Source organism: Oribacterium sp. C9 (assembly GCF_002007235.1).
Classification (GTDB): domain Bacteria; phylum Bacillota; class Clostridia; order Lachnospirales; family Lachnospiraceae; genus Oribacterium.
This window is the reverse complement of record NZ_MUHW01000007.1, coordinates 43,652-66,303: the sequence shown is the minus strand read 5'-3', so window position 1 is coordinate 66,303 and position 22,652 is coordinate 43,652. Positions and strand designations below refer to the sequence as shown.

Sequence of the window (22,652 nt, the reverse complement as noted above, 5' to 3'; positions counted from 1 at the left end):
TCCCGACTGCTCACTAATTGCCTATAGAAAACATTTTAATTGCAATCAATTAAAAAATAAAGACTGTGAAGGCTGCAGTATCCATGATGCCGGATGCGGAGCTGGAACTGCCGTATGAAGGAGTAAAGAATGTTGAATGTACTGTTAAATATACTGTTGTTTGTATTTAAGTATACAGGTGGAAAGCTGATCAGATCAGTTTCGGTCACATCCGATGCATTTAATAATCTTATGGATGCTGTTACCACCATGTTTGCCTGGATAGGAGTTAAAGTATCAGCGGTTGGTGCAGGAGAGAATCATCCAAATGGGCATGGTAAGTTTGAATGGATCATTGCACTTCTTTCATCGGGATCCATCATTCTGGTAGGATGGGAACTGTTTAAGGAATCAGTTAATGTGATTCGTGATCCGAAAGAAACGGTGTTCAGCGTTTTCACTCTTGTTGTGCTTATCATTTCCATCGGTGTTAAGTTCTTCATGTACTTATACAACAAAAATCAAGGCTTAAAGAAAGACTCCGAGGCGATGAAGGCGGTATCTGTAGACTGTCTGGCTGATACCGTTTCAACAACAGCAGTACTTGCGTCACTGATCATGAATTGGGTAACCGGCCTTCGAATCGATGGCTGGTGCGGGGCTTTGGTGGCTCTTTTTATCATATATAACGGTTTTAAGGAGCTCGGAGAGATAACAGACAAAATAATGGGACGCAGAGCATCAGATGATGACATAAAGAAGATCAAAGAGTTTGCTCTCAGGAACTCGGATTTTATGGATATTACAAATATCCTGTTTGAGGATTACGGAAATGGAAGAATCAAGGTTTCCTTTAATGCAATTGCTAACCAGGAAATTGAAACAGAAAGACTTCTTATGTCAGCTGCAAATCTGAAGTTTCGTATTTTCTCCGAATTTGGATATCTTACGAATATCAATGTTGAGAAGATTATCGCTGATGATGAAATAAGAAGGTTTATTGAGGATAATCTTAATGCGGTCGAAATGCCACCAACCATAAAGTCGTTACGTGTGAGCAACGCCGGAGGATATAAACTTGTGGAGTTGGAGCTCGGCATCGAGTTTATGAACAGTAAAAAAATGGAAGAATATAAGAGCATCATTAATGAAAAAATGGATAATGCACCTGATGGATACAAAGTGTTGACTCAGTTTTTACTTAATAGATATGAACATTGGCACAGAAATGAGATTATAGGGAGATTACGTTCGGTTCCCAAAACAATTTCACGAGCTTGCAGGCTCTTTATCAGAGAATGTGGAAGACACCTTCACAGGTCGGTAACGGAGCCGCTGTAAGAGTCTTTCTTTTCAGAAAATCAAATAATATATGGAGGTTGTAAAATGGATTTTAAAATTGCTCAAATGTTTCCTTTCAAGGTCATAGGATTTCAGAAGGTTTTCGATAATGAAACTGCTTATACTGAAATCCCGAAGTTCTGGAATGAAATCTGTGAGAAGTATGGTTACAATGTTTATGCCGGAAATGCACCGGCTAATTCCTATGAGCAGGCGTTCATGGACAACTGCATCGGTGAATATGGTGTCTGCATAGACGATATAGGGGAAGGCAGATTCCGATATCTGATTGCGGGGAAGTACACGGGTGGAGACATACCGGAGGGAATGGTGGTTTACGAATTTCAGCGAAATGAATGGGCTGTATTCGATTGCTTTGGCCCGATACCTCAGACACTGCAGAATTTAAATACCAGAGTCTTCTCTGAATGGTTACCAGGTAATCCGGATTATGAGCTGAGCGGAAACGCTACGATAGAGTGGTATGACAGTACAAATGGAGAAATGACTGACCTGGATTATCATAGTGCTATCTGGGTTCCGGTAAAGAAAAAAGCATAATCCCATTTTTTTTTAGAAACATATAGTCTGATTATGGTACAATTAAGAAAAGCAAAGGCGCTCTTTTTAGAGCTACTTTGCTTTTTTTGTTGAAATAAGAAGTTATGCGGAGACTTGTACAGATGTTCAATGTGAAATCGAGCAGAGAGCGTACCTTGCCTGGTGATAACCTGATCAAGGTATGAAGCCCCCGCAGCGACATACCTTTGATGAAAAAATACAAATGATTTTGTGACTATAGGGCTTAAGCCGGAAAGGAGAACCATGGCTTCCTTTGACAGAGTGTGTTCCGGAATACCGCAGATGGATGAGGTCTTTGATAACATAAGACTTGGAGATAATGTTGTATGGCGTGTTGATGAGCTTTCCCAGTTCAGGCTGTTTATGATGCCATATGTACGACAGGCGATAGAGGATAAACGGAATCTCATATATGTCCGCTTTGCAGCTCACGAACCTCTGCTTGAGCCTCAGGATGGACTAAAGATCATTAATGTTGAGCTGAATCACAGATTCGAGAACTTTACCGTAGAAATCCATGAGATCATAAAAAAAGAAGGAAGGGAAGCTTTCTTCGTTTTTGACTGTCTCTCTGAGCTTCAGACTGCCTGGGCTACGGACCTCATGATGGGAAATTTCTTTCAGGTGACCTGCCCTTATCTTTTCGAACTGGATACCGTGGCTTTCTTCCCGCTGCTCCGAGGCAACCATTCATTTCAGGCAGTAGCAAAAATAAGGGATACTACCCAGCTGTTTCTGGATGTTTATTCTGATGATAAGAATGTATATGTGAGACCTGACAAGATATGGAACAGATATTCCGAGACAATGTTTCTGCCTCAGCTCTATAACCCGGAAACGGGAGATTTCAAGCCTATACTTGACGGTGTTCTGGCCAGTCATTTCTATCAGGTCCTGGGGAAAAGCGGCGCCATGTCGGATACTGAAAACATGGATAGCTGGGACCGTTTTTTCAATCAGACAGAAACGATGCATCGTGATGGAAAAGATGTTACGGAAAACTGCAGCCGTATCTGTAATATCATGATGACCAGAGATGAACGTCTTCGTGAAATGATAAAGGGTCTGTTCACTGCCGAAGATTACCTTTCTGTAAAGAAAAGGATGATAGGAACCGGCATGATAGGCGGAAAAGCCTGCGGCATGCTTCTGGCAAGAAAGATAATAGAGCATAGAACCCCAGAAATATATGAATACCTTGAACCACATGATTCCTTCTATATAGGCTCTGACGTGTTCTATACTTTTATAGTTGAAAATCATTTCTGGAATCTTCGTATCAGGCAGCGTACCAAGGAGGAGTATTTTTCTCTTGCGGATAAATTTGCACAATGCCTTATTTCCGGCAGATTTTCAAGAGACATGGAGGAGCAGTTCGTAAAGCTCCTTGAATACTATGGGCAGGATCCTATCATCGTACGTTCAAGCTCCATTCTTGAGGACGGTTTCGGTAATGCCTTTGCCGGAAAATATGAGTCTGTCTTCTGCTCCAATATAGGCACTATGGAACAGAGAGTGGAGGAGCTGGAGAACGCGATACGAAAAGTATATGCAAGCACCATGAGCAGGTCTGCTCTTGATTACAGGAGCAGAAGGGGCCTTCAGGCCAGAGATGAGCAGATGGCGCTTCTGGTCCAGAGAGTTTCGGGTTCATACTATGATGAATTCTACATGCCCTGTGCGGCTGGTATCGGTTACTCCTACAGTCCCTATAAGTTCATGGAATCCATAGACCAGACGGCAGGAATGCTGAGACTCGTTATGGGACTGGGAACCTCTGCAGTAGACAGGACTGAGGGGTCCTATCCGAGACTTGTAAGTCTTGATGATCCCACAGCAACCACTGCAAGAAGTTCTGTTGAAAAGCATCAGTTTTCCCAGAGGAAGCTTGAACTTATGAACAGATCCACGAGAAAGCTGGAAAGAGTCGGATTATTTTATGTTGAAAAAAATATGCCGGCATTTCTCAAACGGCTTTTACTTGAACATGATACGGAAACAGAGCGGATGTTTCGTGAAAGAGGACAGGACAGAGACATTATGTTCATTTCCTGTCAGGGTATAGTAAAAGAAGCCTCACTGATGCATCAGATGAAGAAGATTCTTCAAGTTATTCAGGAAGAGTATAGGTATCCGGTGGATATAGAATTTACCATCAATTTTTCCGAAAGTGGGGATTATGTCATAAACATCCTTCAATGCAGACCCCTTCAGGTTTATCAGGATATGGAGGAACTTAAGATACCTGAAAACATAGAGGAAAAGAATATAATGTTTGAATGCAGGAATTCCGCCATGGGACTTTCGAGAGCAACAAAGCTTGACCTCATCGTATATGTGGATCCTGTAAAGTATTACCAGATGCCGTATCAGGATAAATATAAAATATCCGGTGCCATCGGAAGGATAAACTGGGAAATGAGGGGCAAGGGCAAACACATGCTTCTCATGGTACCGGGAAGAATAGGAACATCCTCGCCGGAGCTTGGAGTACCTACAGCATTTTCAGATATAAGTGAATTTGATGCGGTCTGTGAGATCTCAGATTCCAAAGCAGGTTATAATCCCGAGCTTTCCTACGGGAGCCATTTCTTTCAGGATCTTGTGGAATTTGGAATCCTGTATAATGCCATATTCGAAAATGATAAGACCTTAAGCTTTGATATGGGAAGACTGGATTCCTTTGAACACATATCGAAAAGTATAGTTCAGGGCTATGAGGGTGTTACGGAGATACTTTCAGTTTATAATGTTTCCGAGGAAAATATTTATATTCTTCATGATATGAAAAATGAACGTACATTGTGTGCGAAGATCAAATTTGCTTAAAAAAGTGCTATGATAGGAGAGGTGCCAGTCAAAAGAAATAGGAGAACATAGTTATGCCTGAAATCAAATACAGACTTGCGGAAGCCATGAAGACCTGCATGAAAACTTCAGCTCCTGAAAACATAACAGTAACTCAGATTGTGGAAGTCTGCGGAGTTTCCAGGCAGAGCTTCTACAGAAATTTTATAGACAAATATGATCTCGTGAACTGGTATTTTGATCGTCTTTTGGAGCAGTCATTTAAGGAGATGGGTGAGGGAGAGACCATCCGTGACGGTCTCATAAAGAAGTTTCAATACATAAAAAAAGAGCGGCTTTTCTTTACTGCAGGATTCAAGGGAGACGAACAGAATAATCTGAAGGAGCATGATTTCTTCATGATATATGAGTTTTACTGCACCCTTTTAAGAGAGAAGACTGGTGATCAGCCCGACAGACATACCAGAAAGCTTCTTGAGATGTATTGTCAGGCGTCTATATATATGACAGTTCAGTGGCTTATGAAGGGCATGAAGGAAACCGAGGAAGAACTGGCAGATCTTATGATAGATGCTATGCCTCTGTCTCTTGCAGAACAGTTCACAAAGATAAATATTTTATAATGAGATATCGAATCGTTTCGCGCTACGTGTATCTGGGAACACAAGCACATTGGTATGCGTTACATGCAAGCTGGTTCTGTATGAGAGATTCCTTCGGGATCAGACACAAGCATGTATGGCGTGCCATTAAGTCTATCTCATGTTACAAAAGTGAAAATCTGTAACTTATGTTACGCCTCTATGAGATGTAAAATACTCTCATAGAGGCGTGTTAATTTTTTAACACATAAATTCATCTACAAAGGAGTAGTACGTATTATGGCTAACAGAATTTCACTTAATCAGACATCTTATCATGGTGCAGGAGCCATCAATGAGATAGTAAATGAGATCAATAACAACGGATTCAAGAAGGCTTTTGTAGCATCAGATCCTGACCTCATCAAATTCGGAGTAACAGGAAAGGTCACAACTCTTCTCGATGAAGCAAAGATTCCATATGAGATCTATTCAGATATAAAGCCAAACCCGACTATTGAAAACGTAAAGAACGGTGTTGAGGCATTTAAAAAGTCAGGTGCTGATTGTATCGTTGCCATCGGCGGTGGTTCATCCATGGACACATCAAAGGCTATCGGTATCATCATTACAAATCCTGAGTTTGCAGATGTACGTTCACTTGAAGGTGTAGCACCGACAAAGAATCCTTGCGTTCCAATCATCGCAGTTCCTACTACAGCAGGTACAGCTGCCGAGGTTACTATCAACTATGTTATCACTGATGTTGAGAAGGAGAGAAAGTTCGTTTGTGTAGATACACATGATATGCCTATCGTGGCAGTTGTTGATCCTGAAATGATGGCATCTATGCCTAAGGGACTTACAGCTTCAACCGGTATGGATGCACTTACTCATGCTATCGAAGGTTATACCACCAGAGCAGCATGGGAAATGACAGATATGTTCCATCTTGAGGCTATCCGTCTTATTTCTTCAAATCTTCGCGATGCGGTTGAGAACAAGAAAGAGGGTAGAGAGGGTATGGCTCTCGGACAGTATATCGCAGGTATGGGCTTCTCCAATGTCGGTCTCGGCATCGACCACGCTATGGCACATACACTTTCAGCACATTATGACACACCTCATGGTGTAGCATGTGCCATGTTCCTTCCTATCTCTATGGAATTCAACCGCGAGTACACAGGTGAGAGACTCAGAGAAGTTGCAAGAGCAATGGGCGTTAAGGGTGTAGATGAAATGTCGCAGGAAGAGTATCGTGATGCAGCTATCGAAGCTGTAAAGAAGCTTTCCGAGGATGTAGGCATTCCTAAGACTCTTGATAAGATAAAGGAAGAAGATCTGGACATCCTTGCAACAGATGCTCTTAATGATGCATGCTATCCGGGAAATCCGAGAGAAGCTACCAAGGAGCAGGTGATCGAGATGTTCCGCATGCTGATGGCATGATGGTATAGAATAGTTGCTCTTAATCAGTGAAAAAACAGACCGAAACAGCGTATTGTTTCAGTCTGTTTTTTCCTTTTATGATATGATGATATCGAATTTTGATACTCAAGTCATATGATGTGAATCTGATGTAAGGAGAATTAGTGAGATGGATGAGAGATTGAAGAAACAAATGGAATTTGTCCTTGAAATCGACAAAGAGAAGAACATTTTCAGGCAGACACATCTTTCAGGTCATGGAAGAAATGAAAATGATGCAGAGCATGCATGGCACATGGCCATCATGGCTTATCTTCTCAAGGAATATGCTAATGAAAAGGTGGACATCGCCCGTGTTATGATCATGTGTCTCATTCATGACATAGTAGAGATAGATGCGGGAGATACCTATGCTTACGACAGTGCAGGACTGGCTACTCAGAAAGCAAGAGAGGATGCTGCAAAGGAAAGGATCTTTTCTATTCTTCCGGAGGATCAGAAAAAGGAACTGACTGCTCTTTTTGATGAATTCGAAGAAAATGAAACTTCTGAAGCAAGGTTCGCCCATGCCATGGACAATCTTCAGCCTCTTACTCTTAACAACAGTAACGACGGAGGTGACTGGCGGGAGCATAATGTCACCAGTGAACAGGTCTATGGTAGACAGAAAAAGACGAAGCTTGGTTCCGAAAAGCTCTATGAGCTCACGGATGAGATACTGAAGGAGCATATAAAGAAGGGGAATATCCGGGAATGAAACCGGCACAGCCCTATTCATGATGAAAATCATAATAAAAGAACCGGATACTGAAGTTGATTCACATCAACTATCAGGGTCCGGTTCTTTTCAAATCTACGCCTGATTCAATATGCGCTGGGCGATATTCTTCAGCAGATGGAATATGATTCCGTGATCTTTTTGGAGAGACTGAGGTAGTGTGGGAACTCTGTCGTAAAGGATCTGCAGATATTCATTTCTGCTATCCTTATAGTCCAGGATCTCGACTGAATATACGCAGGAGGCACCTCGCTTTGAATTCCGGATACCTGTGACTACTCCGTTTATATCCGCCTGTGTATCCAGATTATTCACGACGATATTTACAGGAGTACCTATGGGAATATCAGGTATCTCGTCAAGGAACAGTCTGATACTGTGCTCTGTAAGTTCTGTAGTGATGCCTTCACATATTGTTGCATCTTCCCGCAGGGATCTCATAGTGATCATTTCTGCATCAACGACCCGGACGGAATCATTGTCACCGTTTCTGCCATCGGCGAGGAACAGAGACAATATCAGGAAATACATATTACGTATGAGCCAGAACATAAGTATGAGGAGTCCTATAGACCGCATGCCGCCGATATAAATGAGTGACCGCAGTATTCCTATAATTGAAAGTGCAATAAGTACGAGGAAAGGCCATACAGTTTTCAGATCAAACTTACGTCTGATTATCTTTTTGCTTTTATCTGTAACCGCAAATTTCTTTGTGGTTATTCCGAAGAATTCCTTAACTATAGGTACAAGCATGTACGGCATAATGCTGGTCTCATATATTCCGCTCCATTTGAGGGATACTGCATTGCGGCTGAACACTCTCAGGCAGATTTCCTGCATGATGAACATCGGTAGCCAGAAAATGATGAGGTCAGCCCAGCTGCATATGAAAACAGGCAGTGCAAGTACGGCAAAAAGAAGAGGCGCCAGGATGTATATCAGACTCTTGATAGGAGAATACCAGTAGACAACAGATCCCCAGTAGCTCATTTTCTGATCGAAGGATAGCCCCTTTCTTCTGAAGATGTGAAGCTGTCTCGCAGTACTTATGACTCCACGCCCCCATCTGATACGCTGCTTTATATGTTCTTTGAAGGTGTCCGGTGTTTTTCCGCTGGCCAGTGGCTCATGGAGTGCGAGACTCACGAAGCCGTTGGACTCGATCAGAAGTCCTGTGGCGAAGTCTTCGGTGATGGTCTTAGTATAGAATCCGCCGATGGTCTCCAGTGCTTTTCTGGAAAGCACGGTATTGGAGCCTCCGTAAATGACGCTGTTCGAAGAGGTCTTCGCCACTTCGATGGTCCTGTAGAAGAAATCCTGCTCATTTGGAGCATTGTTCTCGGAATACAGTGCAAATTGGAAGATATCAGGCTCGTAGAAGCACTGAGGTGTCTGCAGAAGTCCAAGAGGCGCACGTTCATTCTCAGGTCTCAGAGCATTCTTTTTTTCGAGGTCTACAAAATATGGAATAGTCTTCAGCAGGAAATCGCTTTTTACTATCATATCTGCATCAATTGTTGCTATATATGGAGAATGTGTAAGCACCAGCGCATGGTTCAGATTGCCTGCTTTTGCTCCCTTGTTATCAGGTCGGTCGAAGTAGCCTACCTCCATTTTTTCTGCCAGTGCCCTCATCTCCGGACGTCTGTTATCATCGCAAACCCAGATGTGAACCTTTGAGGTATCAGGATATTTCAAATGCTTACATCCGTTGATTGTGCGTTCCAGAAGATCAGTCGGCTCGTTATATGTGGCTATGAAGATGTCTACCTCCGGGAACTCATTATCCTTAATCTCAGGCAGCGGATGCGGCTTTGAATACATGATGTGCAGGTAGAGAACCAGAGATTCTATCAATCCCAAAATTTCGATAAAAAGCAGGATCAGGTTGGCTGCCACAGGAAGTATGCCGTATTTTAACGGCAAAGAGTAGGTGGCACGCCAGTATATATACATCAAAATGAAGAAAAGACTCACAAATAAGATCACGAACTTGATCACTGAATGTATAGAACCGAATAAACCTTCAGGCTTTTCTCCGGGAGCTACAGAGACTGATTCATAAGTAGGATACTTCTTATAAGAGTTTTTTCTGTAAAGAGCATATAATGCTGTAAATATGGTCAGAAATAAAAATACATGCAGTGCACGTACAGGCCAGCTGTTTAATACAAGGATATCTCTGGGTGTAAGCGAAAGGGACAGCCAATGAGGGAGGAATGTTTTATTTTCTGTCCTTATCACAGGAATAGAATCCGGAGACTGACCCTGTATGAGTGACTTGATCCATGATCCTGTGTCACTCAAGTCGGAATCTGTAAATGGAACATCAGGTTCATATGAAGGAGAGAACAGGGCTGAACTTTCTGCTTTGTTTGAGAGGCTCCAGATAACATAGCTTATGCCTTTATCCTGCAGGAGATCGAACCATACCGCTGCTGACTCAAAATCGAGCTCGCCGTCGCCACTGGATTCCGAGATACCGCATTCTGAAACGAATATAGGAAGACCTCTGTCATGTGCTTCTGAGATCTCGTCCTGAAGATCACGTTTGTGAGATCCGGCATAAAAGTGCAGAACATACATGAGATTCTCATAGGGGAGTTGTTTTCTTACGGCAGAAATGAGATCACGGGAATACTCTGGAGTACCTACAAGTATGACTGAATCAGGAGAATTTTTCCGGATAACGGGAATGATCTGATCCGCATAGGTATAGATATCACTCCACATGGTGTCGCCGTTAGGCTCATTACATATCTCATAGATGATGTTAGGACAGTCAGGATATTTTGAACTCACAAGCTCGAAGAACGGAGCAGCTTTATCTATGTGAATGTTGGGATCACCGTCATTGAGAATATGCCAGTCTACTATGACGTACATATCATTTGCGATGGCATAGTCTATGCCATTGAGAAGAAGTGACAGACTTTTGTCAGGCATCTCACAGTATACCTCTGAATACATGGCAAGTCTTATGAGATCGCAGTCCCACTCCGTTGAAAGCTGTTTGAACATGGAATCATTTATAAAACCCTTAAACCATGTGAGACCATGAGTGCTGACACCTCTAAGTATAACAGGGGCACCTGACTGATCGACAAGCTGTGTGCCGGAAACATGAAGCTTTCCGTTTACCGAAGGACGCGGATGGGCAAAGACCTCCTTTTCGCTCGCAAAAGAAAGCTGAACATCTATAATTCCGCTGAGTATAATCAAACATAATAAAATAAGAGACACAAAACGTTTTATTTTATTCATAAGTATATCCTGTTCAAATGATACAACAAATTGATTAAACTGGTCGATAACTATCGTGCCTGTTGTGTGAACAAGTAAATAATCGGATAACTTTTATCACCACTTTGTGAAGATCTTCCTGATGATGGAAGCTATCTGCTCCTTATCGGCGCCGTCGGCTACTTCTTCAAGTACCCTGGTGAGTTTTTCCAGAAAACCTTTTGTGAGCTTCGATTCCATAAGCTTTCTTACCCAGTCGATGTCGTCCAGAGACTTTTTACCCAGATAAACCTGTTCGAAGGCGTATATGGAGCCTTCACCTATTGCGGCGATTATTCCGCCTGCGATGACAGCATTAGCTGCGCTTGCTGCTATATTGACACCGGGAATCGCCTTCAGGGCGCTGATCGCGGTTCTGGCAACTGCACTGACTGTACCCACCTGAATGATGGTGTTTATAAATTCACGGCTCTTGTCGTCCTTTTTTATCCCGTATATAGAGGAAATAGCATTGACCTCGGCAATTTCCGTAGGAGAGAGGATGAAGGCATCCGGGAAGGGAATAGGAACCGCTCCAACGACCACACCTGCGGTAGTAGCCGCACCGACTACAGACTGAGACATGATACGTCTTCTTTGCAATTTGTAGGCATTGACATCGTTCACTGCTGCCTTTTTACCCTCAGGAAGCAGGTTTATGGTCTTTTCGATAAGCTCCGGAATTCCCGATGGGGCTGCAAATGCATCCTCATTCAGCACATATGTCGATGCTACAACAGGTATGATATCCCGAAGATTCTCTCCGGCCTTTTTCTGTTTTTCGAAAATAGCCCGAACCATACGGATATTTTCTTCACGCTCAGGTACAGAATAGGATTTGGTGATAACCACAATTATGGGAACGGATTTCCACAGGCTTGTGGCCTTCATCAGGCTTTTGATGGTATCCCCGAAGAGCTTACTGGAGGTGCCGTCAACGCAGAACCAGATAACATTGATGGTGTGATCCTCCTCGGAAATGCTTTTTCTGGACCATTTCTGTACGTCATGGATGATCTTTCTCTTTTTGAGATATGATGGTTCAAAACCTGCTGTGTCAACAAGTCTGAGACCGATCTCTTCGGCAGGATAGATCTTCAGATCTTTTGTAGTTCCCTCAGAACCTCTGCCTGTCGCGGCTTCTTCTGTGCCGATAACTGCATTTATCAATGTGGACTTACCTACCCCTGAATTACCGATGACGAGTACATTTCCAAATTCTTTTGATTCCATGAGGTAACTCCTTTTTTCTATGTTAAATGATTCAAATTTCTTGCGTGAAATCAGAAAGATGTGCATGTCAATGCTTACACTTATTACTTATAACGTCAGTTTACATTATATTTATAAGCTTTATATGTGATGAACTCCGAGAGCTTCGATATGGAAATACAATATCTTGTTATGATTTGAGGATTCAGCCGGTTAGATACACAAGATTTTAAACAGGGGAAAAAGGGCGGAAGTAATAGGAAATGGTATATAAATAAACCAAAACACCGACCGGCAAAAGCCAGATTTTGGGTCTGACTTCTGCCGGTCGGTAAAGAATGTGTTTATGGGTATTTAACCTCAATAGTTTTCACTGTGAACCTCAAAGAAGCTCTGTGGATGATCGCATACAGGGCAGACATCCGGAGCCTTTGTGCCCACTACTATATGTCCGCAGTTACGGCATTCCCATACCTTGACTTCGCTCTTTTCAAATACCTGCTTAGCCTTTACGTTCTTGAGAAGTGCACGGTATCTCTCTTCGTGATGTCTCTCGATCTCGGCTACACCGCGGAACTTTTCTGCAAGCTCATGGAAACCTTCTTCATCAGCGGTCTTCGCAAAGCCATCATACATATCTGTCCACTCATAGTTCTCACCGTTTGCGGCTGTCTCGAGGTTTTCAGATGTGTCACCGATTCCGTACAGCTCCTTATACCAGAGCTTCGCATGCTCCTTCTCATTCTCAGCTGTCTTAAGGAACAGAGCAGCTATCTGCTCGAAGCCCTGCTTCTTTGCCTTTGAAGCAAAGTAGGTGTACTTGTTTCTGGCTTCTGACTCACCGGCAAATGCTATCTCAAGATTCTTTGCAGTCTGTGTGCCCTCATAAGGATTCTTCCTTGCTGCAGGAGCCTCATCAAATGATACACCGAGCTTTATAAGTTCAGCCTTTATCATGCTAATGTCTTCATCGGTACCATCCATATCAAGCTTCGCGATAAGAGGAACCCCATAGTTTTCTGAAATCTTGATAGCTCCGAAGTTAAATGTATCGGCATGTCTTTCCATACTGCCGCTTCCAACTACAGCCTTTACGCCCGGATTAGACTGCAGAAAAGTTTCTACGATCTTAGGGGTGATGCCTTTTCCGTCTGAATATGTGAAAATAACATAGTCGCCATCGATTTTCTCGGTTCCGTCTACGATCTTTAAAGCGTTGTTAATTCCAAGTCTCTTGATGATTCCTTCTACGTGTCCCATTCTTGATGCATAAGCAATTTTCATATTTAGACCTTCTTTCTTTAAATAATTATCCTGTTTTTATATATGGATAATGTAAAAATGATGTTCATATTTAATGCGAATCAGATTCTTTAAACTCCGGGAAGCAGGTGCCTCAGCGATATCTGTTTCGCTTGTGTTTGTATAATATCATTTGAGAAAGGATAAAGATTGCAATATTTAATTTAAAATTTGGACAATATCGTACGTTCTAAAATATTGTGTAAAAACAAAAAGTGTGTTATACAAAAGAAAAATGACACCTGACATATGAATTTCGGTAGCTTTCATTATTATGATGTGAGTGTCAAAAGTCGATATCAGACCGCTACGCGCTATGCGCTGTTGGGAACGTCAGCTCATTGGAATACGCTTCGCGTGGGCTGGCGCTATATGGCAAGTCCCCTTCGGGAACTTGTCACGTACCGCGAAGGGCTGACGCTGTATACCAGATTCCTGCGGAATCTGCCACGTGTCATGTGGGGCGTGTCATGAAGTCTATCCTCCACTTGTGCTTGCACAAAAGTGGAGGATAGACTTATGACACTTATATCATTATTATAACAGAAAGAGGAAAAAAGTGGATTTAGCTTTTACTGGATCACCTAAAAAAATAGAAAGAAAAGGTACGGTATTTGAATTTGGATGTTTGCCTGTCAAACTTGAGCAGAAGATAGTCCGTTCCGAGATCAATCATGAGGAACTTTTGCATTGGCATGATGAGATAGAGATCATCCGAATAAGAAAAGGCAGTATACATTGTCATGTAAATGATTCGGACGTTCTACTGAATCCCGGAGAGCTTTGCTTCATAAATTATGATACTCTCCACAGAGTTTATAATACAGAAGATGTGACAGGAGATCTGGATGTACTGACTGTAAAAACAGAGATGCTGTCACAGAACAGGGAGATATATGAAAAGTATATCCTTCCTATCATACGAAACCCGGATTTTGCTCATGTTCAGATGGATGGAAGGAACAGCTATGCAAAACTGATCTCGGACATCTTTGATGCCTTGTATGATCTCATTGCCGAACGACCGGCTGGCTACGAACTTGATGTGATAGGATATATTTACATGATCTTCAGGAGGCTGTATCAGGTCTATATTTCCGAAACGGATATACCGGTTTCATACAACAGTGATATAGCGCTTCAGAGGAGGATGACTGCATATATCTATGAGCATTACAATGAAAAGATCACATTGGATGACATCGCGGGAGCAGCCGGTGTAAGCCGTTCTAAGTGCGGGAATCTATTCACCAAATTCACGCAGAAGACTCCTGTTAATTTTCTGAACAGCTATAGGCTGGAGATGGGAAGTAAGCTGCTCTTGTCAAGCGATGAACCCATATCCTATATCGCCAATGCCTGTGGCATAGGAGAGCAGAGCTATTTTAACCGTCTGTTTATGAAAGAATTCGGATGTACACCGCTGGAGTGGAGAAAGAAAAATAAAAAGTAAAATCAGCTTGTATATTGTTAAATCAGTATTTCATTGTCTACAGTGATTTTTAATTATATCCGGGAATTTTAGATACTGTACATTTATATATGTTTCGTTTCTTCACGATATAAATAGGGTAATGGTTAGTGATGACAGCATGAGGAAACATTGGCAGTATGAGATTTCTGACTTTTCAACCCTACGACTGGAGAGATTCGACTAAAAAGAGAGCTATTTTTGATTACCTGGGATTTGATGCGGTGTATTGTGTCAATGCGGATCATATGGATACCGCATTTATCAATGCCTGCCTCGTGACACCGACTATTCCTGAGGTCGCACTTTATTTCGAAACAGATGTTTTTTATCTTATAGACAAGGTTGAACAGGAGAAGTCCACCATGGCCAGTGAGCCTGTGAATATAGGTGTTGCCTCGGCCGAAAGCTATAGAGAAGTCGCTGCAGATTACAATATGAGTCTCAGTAACTATATCGAAAAGTATCACCCATATAAATTTGAATATCTTATAGATAAGAGCTCCATCAAAGGGGAGCTTGTGATAGATGTCTGTGATTCGGTGCTTAACAGTCTGGACTGGTCGGATGATAAGCTTCTTAAAGAGGTGAACAGCAGTGTTACGGATTATCAGTTCAGATTTCTGGATTTCAGGAAGGAAAAGCCCGGTAATTTCAGAAATGTGTCAGATGCTGTGCTTCTCAGAAGTGCAGCTGCCTATAAGTATTTTGAACTTTACAGGAACGGAAACGGGCTTTTCTTCAGAGATTTCAAAGAAAATTTCAAGATAAGAAAGAAACAGCAGAGCATATCGGATATTCATTTAAGAGAGAATGATGAAAGATACAGGGAACTTCTTCAGGAGTATTATAGAAAACCTGACTACAGAACACTGAATGAGTTCTGCAGTTTTGTATATGGAGAGATTTACAGTTAACTTACACTATTTCCTTTTCTCTTTGGAGTAGAAAAAAGCTGTGATATGATGTCAGAGTTACGAGAGTTTTGCCTCATCCGGGGCGAAAGTCTTTGTGACTCTGATTTTTTTTGAAGTAGTGGGTAAGGAGTAAGGGAATGGTTAAACATATCGAGAGTTGTGGGCTTGAAGCCACAGTAGTGTCTACGAAAACATTCAAAAACAAGACTTTTCTGGACAGCATAATCTGTGCTGCCCGAGGTATGATCACAGCCTTCAAAACTGAAAAGAACTTTGCTTATTATCTTTTTATCGCCATTTTTTTCCTGTTATTCAATCTTTATATAGGAGTAAGAAGTGTTTTTTACATAGCTTATGCCATTGTGGTTTCCGGAGTTATCTCTGCGGAGCTCATAAACACTGCTGTGGAGCATCTTTGCGATTTTGTTTCCACTGATATGCATCCTGCTCTTGGTACAGTAAAGGATATAGCTGCTGCCACCGTACTTTTCTGGGGATTCGGATATTTTTCGGTAGAGATCATGATCCTGATCGAGACCTTGGGAAGATAAACCATAGTGTCAAAGTATAAATGAAACAAAAATAAAGATTTGATCGCATAAATTCCATGAACCGGGAGCTGCAATTAAATCTATGACCGTTCAAAGAAAGTGATTCAAAGGTTTATGAATATGATTCCGGGAATGTATATTACCCTGATGCCGGTGATCCTTGCCGGTATCCTCAATATGATTTTCGTAAAAACCCCGTTCTATAAAAGATGGAAATATCCTATAGATGGTGGCAGATGTTTCAGTGACGGAAAGAGGATATTCGGTGACAACAAAACATGGATCGGCTTTTTCAGCATGATAGTCATAAGCATCTTAACTTCAGTTCTGTGGGGAGAGTTTTGCAAGGTGACAGATCTAGAGAAAATGAATGAGCTTTACGTCATTTACAGAAATGACTTTTGGTACAATGTCTCCGTTGGTGCGTACTTTGGCTTCTCCTATATGCTTTTTGAGCTTCCGAACAGTTTTGTGAAAAGACGTATAGATATAGAGCCTGGAAAGACTCAAAACATATTGTTTTTTGTCATTGACCAGATAGACAGCCTTTTCGGAGTGATGCTTATTCTGTTTGTCACCAGCAGGATACCGGTGTGGAAGTATTTTCTATATATAATCGTCGGGGGATTCACACATATATCGATAAATTTAGTTCTTTACAGACTGAAAGTGAGAAGAAACCTGTAGTAGAGTAATGTGCTTAAGTTTCCGGAAGTCTCAGGCCGATAAATCGTCCTTACGTGCTCTCTGGGAATGTCAGCTCATTTAGTTCGTTTCGCGAAGGGCTGACGCTGTATGCCAGATTCCTGCGGAATCTGCCACGTGTCATGTGGGGCGTGTCATGAAGTCTATCCTCCACTTTTGTGCAAGCACAAGTGGAGGATAGACTTCATGACACTTATATCATATTAAACAGAGTACGAAAGAGAATAAAGAAATGATCAATGCAATTAAAAGACTGAATATCTATCAGAAGGAGATGTATCCGATCCTGCCGAGACTGGCTCTTGGATATATCGTTGCGGCAGAGATATATTTTATAATACTGCTTAATCATGGAATCACATCCTTCAGTCTCGGAATCCAGGAAGTCATAGCAGGCTTTACAGTATTCAGCTTTCTTTTCTGGCTTAGAATAGCAGATGATTTCAAGGATTATGAACTGGATCTGAGACTTTTCAATACACGACCACTTCCATCAGGAAGAGTTCACAAAAAGGACCTTGCTGTATTTATAGGGCTTCTTATAGCATTTACACTTATCATAAACTATCTGTACATGCCGAATTTCATATTCTGTCTTATACTCTATACCTACGGTTCACTTATGGCAGTGTGGTTCTTTCAGAAGCATAAGATAGCGAAGTCTCTGCCCCTTGCACTGGTGACTCACAATCCGGTTCAGATACTGATGAATATCTATATCATCTCATTCACAGTCATCAAATATAATGTGATTCCGGTGGATCTCATGAATGTTCTTGCATGTTTCACCCTGTATTTTCCTGCCCTTATATGGGAGGTATCCAGAAAGATCAGAGCTCCTCAGGAGGAAACAGAGTATGTCACATATTCAAAGCTTTTCGGATATAAGCAGTCTGTGAATTTTGTTTTTATAGTCACCTGGATCGATATCATTACAAACTTCATACTGGTGTGGAACCTGAATAAACTTTCAGTTCTGGCACTTCTCATACTGGTACTCTGGATGAGCTTGAAATTTATAGAATATAAAAAGGATCCTCTTAAATACAGGATCGTGACAAAGGTTGAGAGATATACATATCTTCAGGAAAGCACCATGATACTGACAGTAGTGCTGTATCTGATATTTGGAAAGATACTGTAACACTGATCTCATGACTGAACGGTTAACCTTGATACCATAAGATAGGTAGCGGGACGATATCGAATTTTAGGAATATATAATGAAAGCTGAAAACCTGAGGATTTTAAAAGAAAAGGGATTTCCCGTTCCGAAGTTTGTCGTTGTGGAAAGTCCTGAAGACAAGATAATAAAAGGGCTTCCTGATAAGAAATATGCCGTACGTTCCTCATCAGATCTTGAAGACGGAGAGCAAATGTCCTATGCGGGACAGTTCCATACAGAGCTTAATGTGAAAAAATCCGATATTTCCGATGCTGTAAAGAGAGTTCTGGAAAGCGGAAAACAGTACGGATCCCACATGAAGGTCATAATCCAGGAAATGGTGGATGCTGATTTCTCGGGAGTACTTTTTACCGCTAACCCGCTCGGAATCCTTAATGAGTCCGTGGTGGTCATAGGAAAAGGACTTGGTGAGAATGTGGTGGAAGACAGATGTGACACCACCGCCTATTACTATAACCTGGATGACGACCTGTTTTATTATGAACAGCAGGAGGATGCGGTTCTTGCCGGAAACGAAGTCATAAAACTTCTGGTAGATACCGGAAAACGTATAAAAGAGATATTTCAAAAGGATATGGATATAGAGTTTGCAGTAAAGGATGCCAATGTCTACGTCCTTCAGGCCCGTCCCATCACTACACTTTCCTTCAACCGCAGGATAATACTTGATAACAGTAACATCGTAGAAAGCTATCCCGGGATATCTCTGCCTATGACACAAAGCTTTGTAAAAGAAATATACAGAGACATCTTCAGAGCCATGGTAAGACGTCTTACAGGTAACGAAGCACTTGTGAAAAAGATGGAGCCTGTATTTCAGAACATGGTGAGGGAGGCAAACGGACGGGTATACTATGACATCACAAACTGGTATAACATCCTCTCCATCCTTCCGTTTTCAGGTAAGATAATCTCGGTATGGCAGGAAATGCTTGGCGTCAGCAATAAGGATATATCTGTTGATTTTCACGCAGGCTTTTTTGAAAAGGGACATGTTCTCTTTTCTTTTTTGAAATATCTTCATACTACACCTGAGGAAATGACAAAGCTGAATGATAAATTTTCCGAGCTTTATCCCGGTTATTTGGAAAGGATAGAGGGATATGGAAGAAATTCCAACGAAGAAATAAGAGGTTTACTGAAGATATACAGCGATATAGAGGAAGAGTTGATACCTCTCTGGGATATCACACTTGTTAACGATATGTATGCATTTATCTATACGTATCTTGCAGGTAGAAGACATCCCGAAGAGATCTCCCATATAAAAGAGCTTGAGAGTATGCGTCCGGTGGAAGCTCTGAACCGTATCATCAGGCTTGCCAAGAAAAACCTGGAATGTTCTATCAGTAGTCCTATAGACTCCTTTGCCGATACAGTTGAGTCGGGTTTTTCAAAGGTAAATGATGAAGCCTGTTTTTCATCGGAGTATCTGCATGAAAAGCAAAACTATATTGAAAAATACGGTGATCGCTGTCTTGAAGAATTGAAGCTTGAAACAAGAACATATCGTACTGATCCGGAGCTTTTTGATGAATATGTAATGACTCATCTACGGGATGATATTCCTGATGAGATTGGGCATGAGACTGTTGAAAGAGGTTCTTTTCTTGTGAAACGTGCAAAGCTGGGCATAGCGAATCGAGAAATATCCAGAATGAACAGGACCAGAATTTTCGGCATGGTGAGAAGCATCATGATGAAGATAGGTGAAATTCTGAAGGAGCAGGGAAGGATCTCAGAAGTCCGGGATGTGTTCTATCTTACTCTTTGGGAAGTGAGAGAAGAAGCAGAAAGATGTTCACATGAACCAGAGGATCGTACAGGAGTAAAGATCGACAGACTTCGTGATCCTGAAATAACGCAACGAAATGAAGACTTTTTGAGACTGATTCAGGAAAGAAAACTACGATATGAAGGCTTCAAAAAAATTCCTGCATACAGCAGACTGGTCTATGGCGACAAAGTGACAGACAAGCCTGTTTGTAATATATGTGCAGATATAGTGAGGAGCTCTGAAGTTCTTAAGGGTATCCCGTCTTCACCGGGAAGAGTGAAAGGAGAGGTTCTGGTCATAGATAAAGCTGATCAGAAGCTGGATACAAGTGGAAAGATCATAGTGACCAGAATGACCGATCCCGGATGGGTTTTCCTCATAAAACCGGCTCTCGGGATAATTGCGGAAAAGGGCTCAATGCTCAGTCACACGGCCATCATCACAAGAGAACTCGGTAAGCCCTCTGTTGTCAATGTCAGGGACGCAGCAAGAGTGCTTAGAACGGGAGACATGGTAGAGCTCGATGCATATGAAGGAACTGTGACACGTATTTTGAGGAGATGAGTTTTTGGAATATAAATGTTTAACCGGAAATATTGAGAAAATAAAAGACCTGTTTCTGAAACTGCCGGAAAAGCTGTATAGGGGAGAGATCTGTCCTCAGGATTTTGGCGCAGAGAAGGCGCTGCTTGATGGCACGCATCCTTTGAGCAGAGATTTTTCTGTTGTTCCTATAGTGGTAGTTGATGATAAAGATAAAGCTGCAGCAAGAGGGCTTCTGACTTTTTATGATGAGGAGGAAAGTGCTTATCTCGGATTTTTTGAATGTATAGAAGATATAAAAGCCTGCAGGGCACTCATGGAAAAAACAGAGGAAATAGTAAGAGATAAGGGAAAGAATGATATCATCGGTCCGGTTGACTCATCCATATGGATAGGCTACAGATTTAAGATATTTGATTACTGTTCAAAGAATACGTATATAGATTCATATAAACCATATACCGGAGAACCATGGAATAAGCCTTACTATACAGAACTTTGGGAGCAGTGCGGCTTTTCAGTCTGGAAAAAATACTATTCCTTCAGGCTTCATAAAATCACTGAAAAAGAAGGAAAACCAAAATATGTGGAAAGAGTCGGGCAGTTCCTGAAGAAGGGGTATGAGTTCCGTAATCTGGAAATAAGGAAATTCGATGAAATTATCCGGGAGATTTATGACCTGTTGATAGAGCTGTACGCATCCTTTCCGGGATATAAAAGGATCAGTTACGAAGCGTTTTATGCTCTGTTTCATAACCTCAAGATGATTCTTTCCGCTAATGATGTGATACTCATTTACAAGGACGAAAAGCTTGCTGCATTTTCCATAAGTGTGCCGAATTTCTATCAAAATCTCTTTGGAAGGATGACTGTCATTAAGCTTTTGAAAGTGCTCTTGATAAAGAGAAACCCCAAGGAAATGGTCTATCTATATATGGGAGTGGATCCGGCTCATCTTGGGCTCGGAAGTGTTATGGCGGAGCTTATAAGGAGAGAACTCTACCGAAACGGTCGTGTACCTATCAAGGCACTGATACTTGAAAATAAAGCCACCGGAGCCTACTACAACGATCTTCTGGATAAAAAGATGGAATACATTCTTCTCAGGAAGAGTCTGGGGAAATGCTGATAGAGACTTTTAATATTCATATCCTGAAATATCTACTGAAACTTCTGTTCAAATGGACAGGAGTTTTTTTATTTTTTGAAATGAAATTTTCAAGCTGAACACTACTGATCTTCCGGATGTGATATGAGAGAACTTCTGATTCTTAAGAGGTGGTGATAACAATGTAAATCATGAATCGTTATTATGCGTTATGTACAAAAAATAAGGCGTAAATTTTCTTTAAAACCGACATAATGATAAAGAACTTGCATGTACTTTCAGAATCGGTTTCATATATAGAAATTAAATACAGTGAGTCATATAATCATCACATATCAAAGAGAATAAAAAGTACAGAAAATAAAGAGTATATAAGCCGGGAGGGCATAATGAACAGGACAATAGAGGACAGAATCAAATCTCTGGAAGGGCAGCTTATCGTATCCTGTCAGGCATTACCTGATGAACCTTTACATTCATCATTCATCATGGGGCGTATGGCAGCTGCAGCACAGGAGGGCGGAGCCTGTGGAATAAGAGCCAATACTATAGAGGATATTTCCGAGATTCAAAAGAATGTAGATCTTCCGATTATCGGAATAGTAAAACGCGATTATGATGATTCAAATGTATATATCACACCAAGCATGAAAGAGATCGATGAGCTTATGGAGGTGAAGCCTGAGATCATAGCCATGGATGCAACTGTTTCCAAAAGGCCGGGAAATAAGTCGCTGGATGAATTCTTCAAAGAAGTAAAGAGCAAGTATCCGGATCAGCTCTTTATGGCAGACTGTTCGACAGTTTCGGAAGCAGTTCACGCAGATGAGATCGGATTTGATTTTATCGGTACTACCATGGTGGGCTACACGAGACAAAGCGAAAATGACAAGATCGATGAAGGGGATTTTGCCATTTTAAGAGAGATCCTTTCCAAAGTGAACAAAAGGGTCATTGCGGAAGGAAATATCGATACTCCTGAAAAATTAAAGAGAGTAATCGATCTTGGTGCATACTGCGCAGTAATTGGATCAATCATAACCAGACCACAGTTCATCACAAAAAGATTCACACAGGTACTGGAAAAACATTAAGGCT

General features: G+C 41.6%; 17 protein-coding genes and 1 pseudogene. 14 read left to right on the top strand and 4 right to left on the bottom strand.

What is annotated here, in order from left to right:
• Nucleotides 1-129 precede the first annotated feature (129 nt).
• The 6 genes from BXO88_RS06115 to BXO88_RS06085 all read left to right on the top strand — a co-directional run bounded on the left by BXO88_RS06115 (nt 130) and on the right by BXO88_RS06085 (nt 7,476).
• A complete protein-coding gene (locus BXO88_RS06115) occupies nt 130-1,320 on the top strand; it encodes a cation diffusion facilitator family transporter (RefSeq protein WP_078036867.1) in 1,191 nt (396 codons plus the stop codon).
• Nucleotides 1,321-1,365: 45 nt separating this feature from the next.
• Nucleotides 1,366-1,881 (top strand): GyrI-like domain-containing protein, encoded by a 516-nt coding sequence (locus BXO88_RS06110; protein WP_078036866.1) that lies wholly within the window; start codon nt 1,366-1,368, stop codon nt 1,879-1,881.
• A 264-nt stretch (nt 1,882-2,145) separates the two neighbouring features.
• Entirely contained in the window at nt 2,146-4,731 is a 2,586-nt protein-coding gene (locus BXO88_RS06100; RefSeq protein ID WP_078036864.1) for a PEP/pyruvate-binding domain-containing protein, read from the top strand.
• 53 nt (nt 4,732-4,784) lie between these two features.
• Nucleotides 4,785-5,333 carry a TetR/AcrR family transcriptional regulator gene (locus BXO88_RS06095; protein ID WP_078036863.1) on the top strand — a complete coding sequence of 183 codons (549 nt, stop codon included), beginning with the start codon at nt 4,785-4,787 and terminating at the stop codon, nt 5,331-5,333.
• Nucleotides 5,334-5,591: 258 nt separating this feature from the next.
• Nucleotides 5,592-6,740, top strand: coding sequence for a lactaldehyde reductase (gene fucO, locus BXO88_RS06090; RefSeq protein ID WP_078036862.1), 1,149 nt, complete (start codon nt 5,592-5,594; stop codon nt 6,738-6,740).
• Between the two features lie 148 nt (nt 6,741-6,888).
• Nucleotides 6,889-7,476, top strand: a complete 588-nt coding sequence (locus tag BXO88_RS06085) for an HD domain-containing protein (RefSeq protein WP_078036861.1) — start codon at nt 6,889-6,891, stop codon at nt 7,474-7,476.
• A gap of 96 nt (nt 7,477-7,572) precedes the next feature.
• On the opposite strand, the gene BXO88_RS06080 is transcribed toward BXO88_RS06085, so the two are convergent.
• The 4 genes and pseudogenes from BXO88_RS06080 to BXO88_RS17135 all read right to left on the bottom strand — a co-directional run.
• A complete protein-coding gene (locus BXO88_RS06080; RefSeq protein WP_078036860.1) occupies nt 7,573-10,764 on the bottom strand; it encodes a cellulase family glycosylhydrolase in 3,192 nt (1,063 codons plus the stop codon).
• 96 nt (nt 10,765-10,860) lie between these two features.
• Nucleotides 10,861-12,015 (bottom strand): GTPase, encoded by a 1,155-nt coding sequence (locus tag BXO88_RS06075; protein WP_078036859.1) that lies wholly within the window; start codon nt 12,013-12,015, stop codon nt 10,861-10,863.
• Nucleotides 12,016-12,354: 339 nt separating this feature from the next.
• Nucleotides 12,355-12,951, bottom strand: a complete 597-nt coding sequence (gene rbr / locus BXO88_RS17140; RefSeq protein ID WP_168171634.1) for a rubrerythrin — start codon at nt 12,949-12,951, stop codon at nt 12,355-12,357.
• Nucleotides 12,952-12,954: 3 nt separating this feature from the next.
• Nucleotides 12,955-13,278: pseudogene (locus BXO88_RS17135) on the bottom strand (class Ib ribonucleoside-diphosphate reductase assembly flavoprotein NrdI); the annotation flags it as partial.
• A gap of 577 nt (nt 13,279-13,855) precedes the next feature.
• Here BXO88_RS17135 and BXO88_RS06065 point away from each other — a divergent pair.
• The 8 genes from BXO88_RS06065 (at nt 13,856) to BXO88_RS06030 (ending at nt 22,648) form a co-directional block, all read left to right on the top strand.
• On the top strand, nt 13,856-14,749 hold the full coding sequence (locus BXO88_RS06065; protein ID WP_078036857.1) for a helix-turn-helix transcriptional regulator: 894 nt from the start codon (nt 13,856-13,858) through the stop codon (nt 14,747-14,749).
• Nucleotides 14,750-14,907: 158 nt separating this feature from the next.
• Nucleotides 14,908-15,684, top strand: a complete 777-nt coding sequence (locus tag BXO88_RS06060; RefSeq protein ID WP_078036856.1) for a hypothetical protein — start codon at nt 14,908-14,910, stop codon at nt 15,682-15,684.
• Nucleotides 15,685-15,821: 137 nt separating this feature from the next.
• Nucleotides 15,822-16,235: a diacylglycerol kinase gene (locus tag BXO88_RS06055; protein ID WP_078036855.1), complete on the top strand. Its 414-nt coding sequence runs from the start codon at nt 15,822-15,824 to the stop codon at nt 16,233-16,235.
• A gap of 114 nt (nt 16,236-16,349) precedes the next feature.
• Nucleotides 16,350-16,922, top strand: a complete 573-nt coding sequence (locus BXO88_RS06050; protein WP_078036854.1) for a CDP-archaeol synthase — start codon at nt 16,350-16,352, stop codon at nt 16,920-16,922.
• A 250-nt stretch (nt 16,923-17,172) separates the two neighbouring features.
• Complete coding sequence (locus BXO88_RS06045; RefSeq protein ID WP_078036853.1) at nt 17,173-18,084, top strand: prenyltransferase; 912 nt, start codon at nt 17,173-17,175, stop codon at nt 18,082-18,084.
• 79 nt (nt 18,085-18,163) lie between these two features.
• A complete protein-coding gene (locus BXO88_RS06040) occupies nt 18,164-20,467 on the top strand; it encodes a PEP/pyruvate-binding domain-containing protein (protein WP_078036852.1) in 2,304 nt (767 codons plus the stop codon).
• A 4-nt stretch (nt 20,468-20,471) separates the two neighbouring features.
• Nucleotides 20,472-21,575, top strand: a complete 1,104-nt coding sequence (locus BXO88_RS06035) for a hypothetical protein (RefSeq protein WP_078036851.1) — start codon at nt 20,472-20,474, stop codon at nt 21,573-21,575.
• A 368-nt stretch (nt 21,576-21,943) separates the two neighbouring features.
• Nucleotides 21,944-22,648: an N-acetylmannosamine-6-phosphate 2-epimerase gene (locus BXO88_RS06030; RefSeq protein ID WP_078036850.1), complete on the top strand. Its 705-nt coding sequence runs from the start codon at nt 21,944-21,946 to the stop codon at nt 22,646-22,648.
• Nucleotides 22,649-22,652: the final 4 nt, after the last annotated feature.

What these genes read in the sequence shown, in the direction of transcription:
- BXO88_RS06110 (WP_078036866.1), top strand. Translation starts at nt 1,366, where the DNA reads ATGGATTTTAAAATTGCTCAAATGTTTCCTTTCAAGGTCATAGGATTT.
- BXO88_RS06060 (WP_078036856.1), top strand. Translation starts at nt 14,908, where the DNA reads ATGAGATTTCTGACTTTTCAACCCTACGACTGGAGAGATTCGACTAAA.
- fucO (WP_078036862.1), top strand. Translation starts at nt 5,592, where the DNA reads ATGGCTAACAGAATTTCACTTAATCAGACATCTTATCATGGTGCAGGA.
- BXO88_RS06055 (WP_078036855.1), top strand. Translation starts at nt 15,822, where the DNA reads ATGGTTAAACATATCGAGAGTTGTGGGCTTGAAGCCACAGTAGTGTCT.
- BXO88_RS06030 (WP_078036850.1), top strand. Translation starts at nt 21,944, where the DNA reads ATGAACAGGACAATAGAGGACAGAATCAAATCTCTGGAAGGGCAGCTT.
- BXO88_RS06100 (WP_078036864.1), top strand. Translation starts at nt 2,146, where the DNA reads ATGGCTTCCTTTGACAGAGTGTGTTCCGGAATACCGCAGATGGATGAG.
- BXO88_RS06080 (WP_078036860.1), bottom strand. Translation starts at nt 10,764, where the DNA reads ATGAATAAAATAAAACGTTTTGTGTCTCTTATTTTATTATGTTTGATT.
- BXO88_RS06115 (WP_078036867.1), top strand. Translation starts at nt 130, where the DNA reads ATGTTGAATGTACTGTTAAATATACTGTTGTTTGTATTTAAGTATACA.
- rbr (WP_168171634.1), bottom strand. Translation starts at nt 12,951, where the DNA reads ATGATAAAGGCTGAACTTATAAAGCTCGGTGTATCATTTGATGAGGCT.
- BXO88_RS06085 (WP_078036861.1), top strand. Translation starts at nt 6,889, where the DNA reads ATGGATGAGAGATTGAAGAAACAAATGGAATTTGTCCTTGAAATCGAC.
- BXO88_RS06045 (WP_078036853.1), top strand. Translation starts at nt 17,173, where the DNA reads ATGATCAATGCAATTAAAAGACTGAATATCTATCAGAAGGAGATGTAT.
- BXO88_RS06095 (WP_078036863.1), top strand. Translation starts at nt 4,785, where the DNA reads ATGCCTGAAATCAAATACAGACTTGCGGAAGCCATGAAGACCTGCATG.
- BXO88_RS06050 (WP_078036854.1), top strand. Translation starts at nt 16,350, where the DNA reads ATGAATATGATTCCGGGAATGTATATTACCCTGATGCCGGTGATCCTT.
- BXO88_RS06075 (WP_078036859.1), bottom strand. Translation starts at nt 12,015, where the DNA reads ATGGAATCAAAAGAATTTGGAAATGTACTCGTCATCGGTAATTCAGGG.
- BXO88_RS06040 (WP_078036852.1), top strand. Translation starts at nt 18,164, where the DNA reads ATGAAAGCTGAAAACCTGAGGATTTTAAAAGAAAAGGGATTTCCCGTT.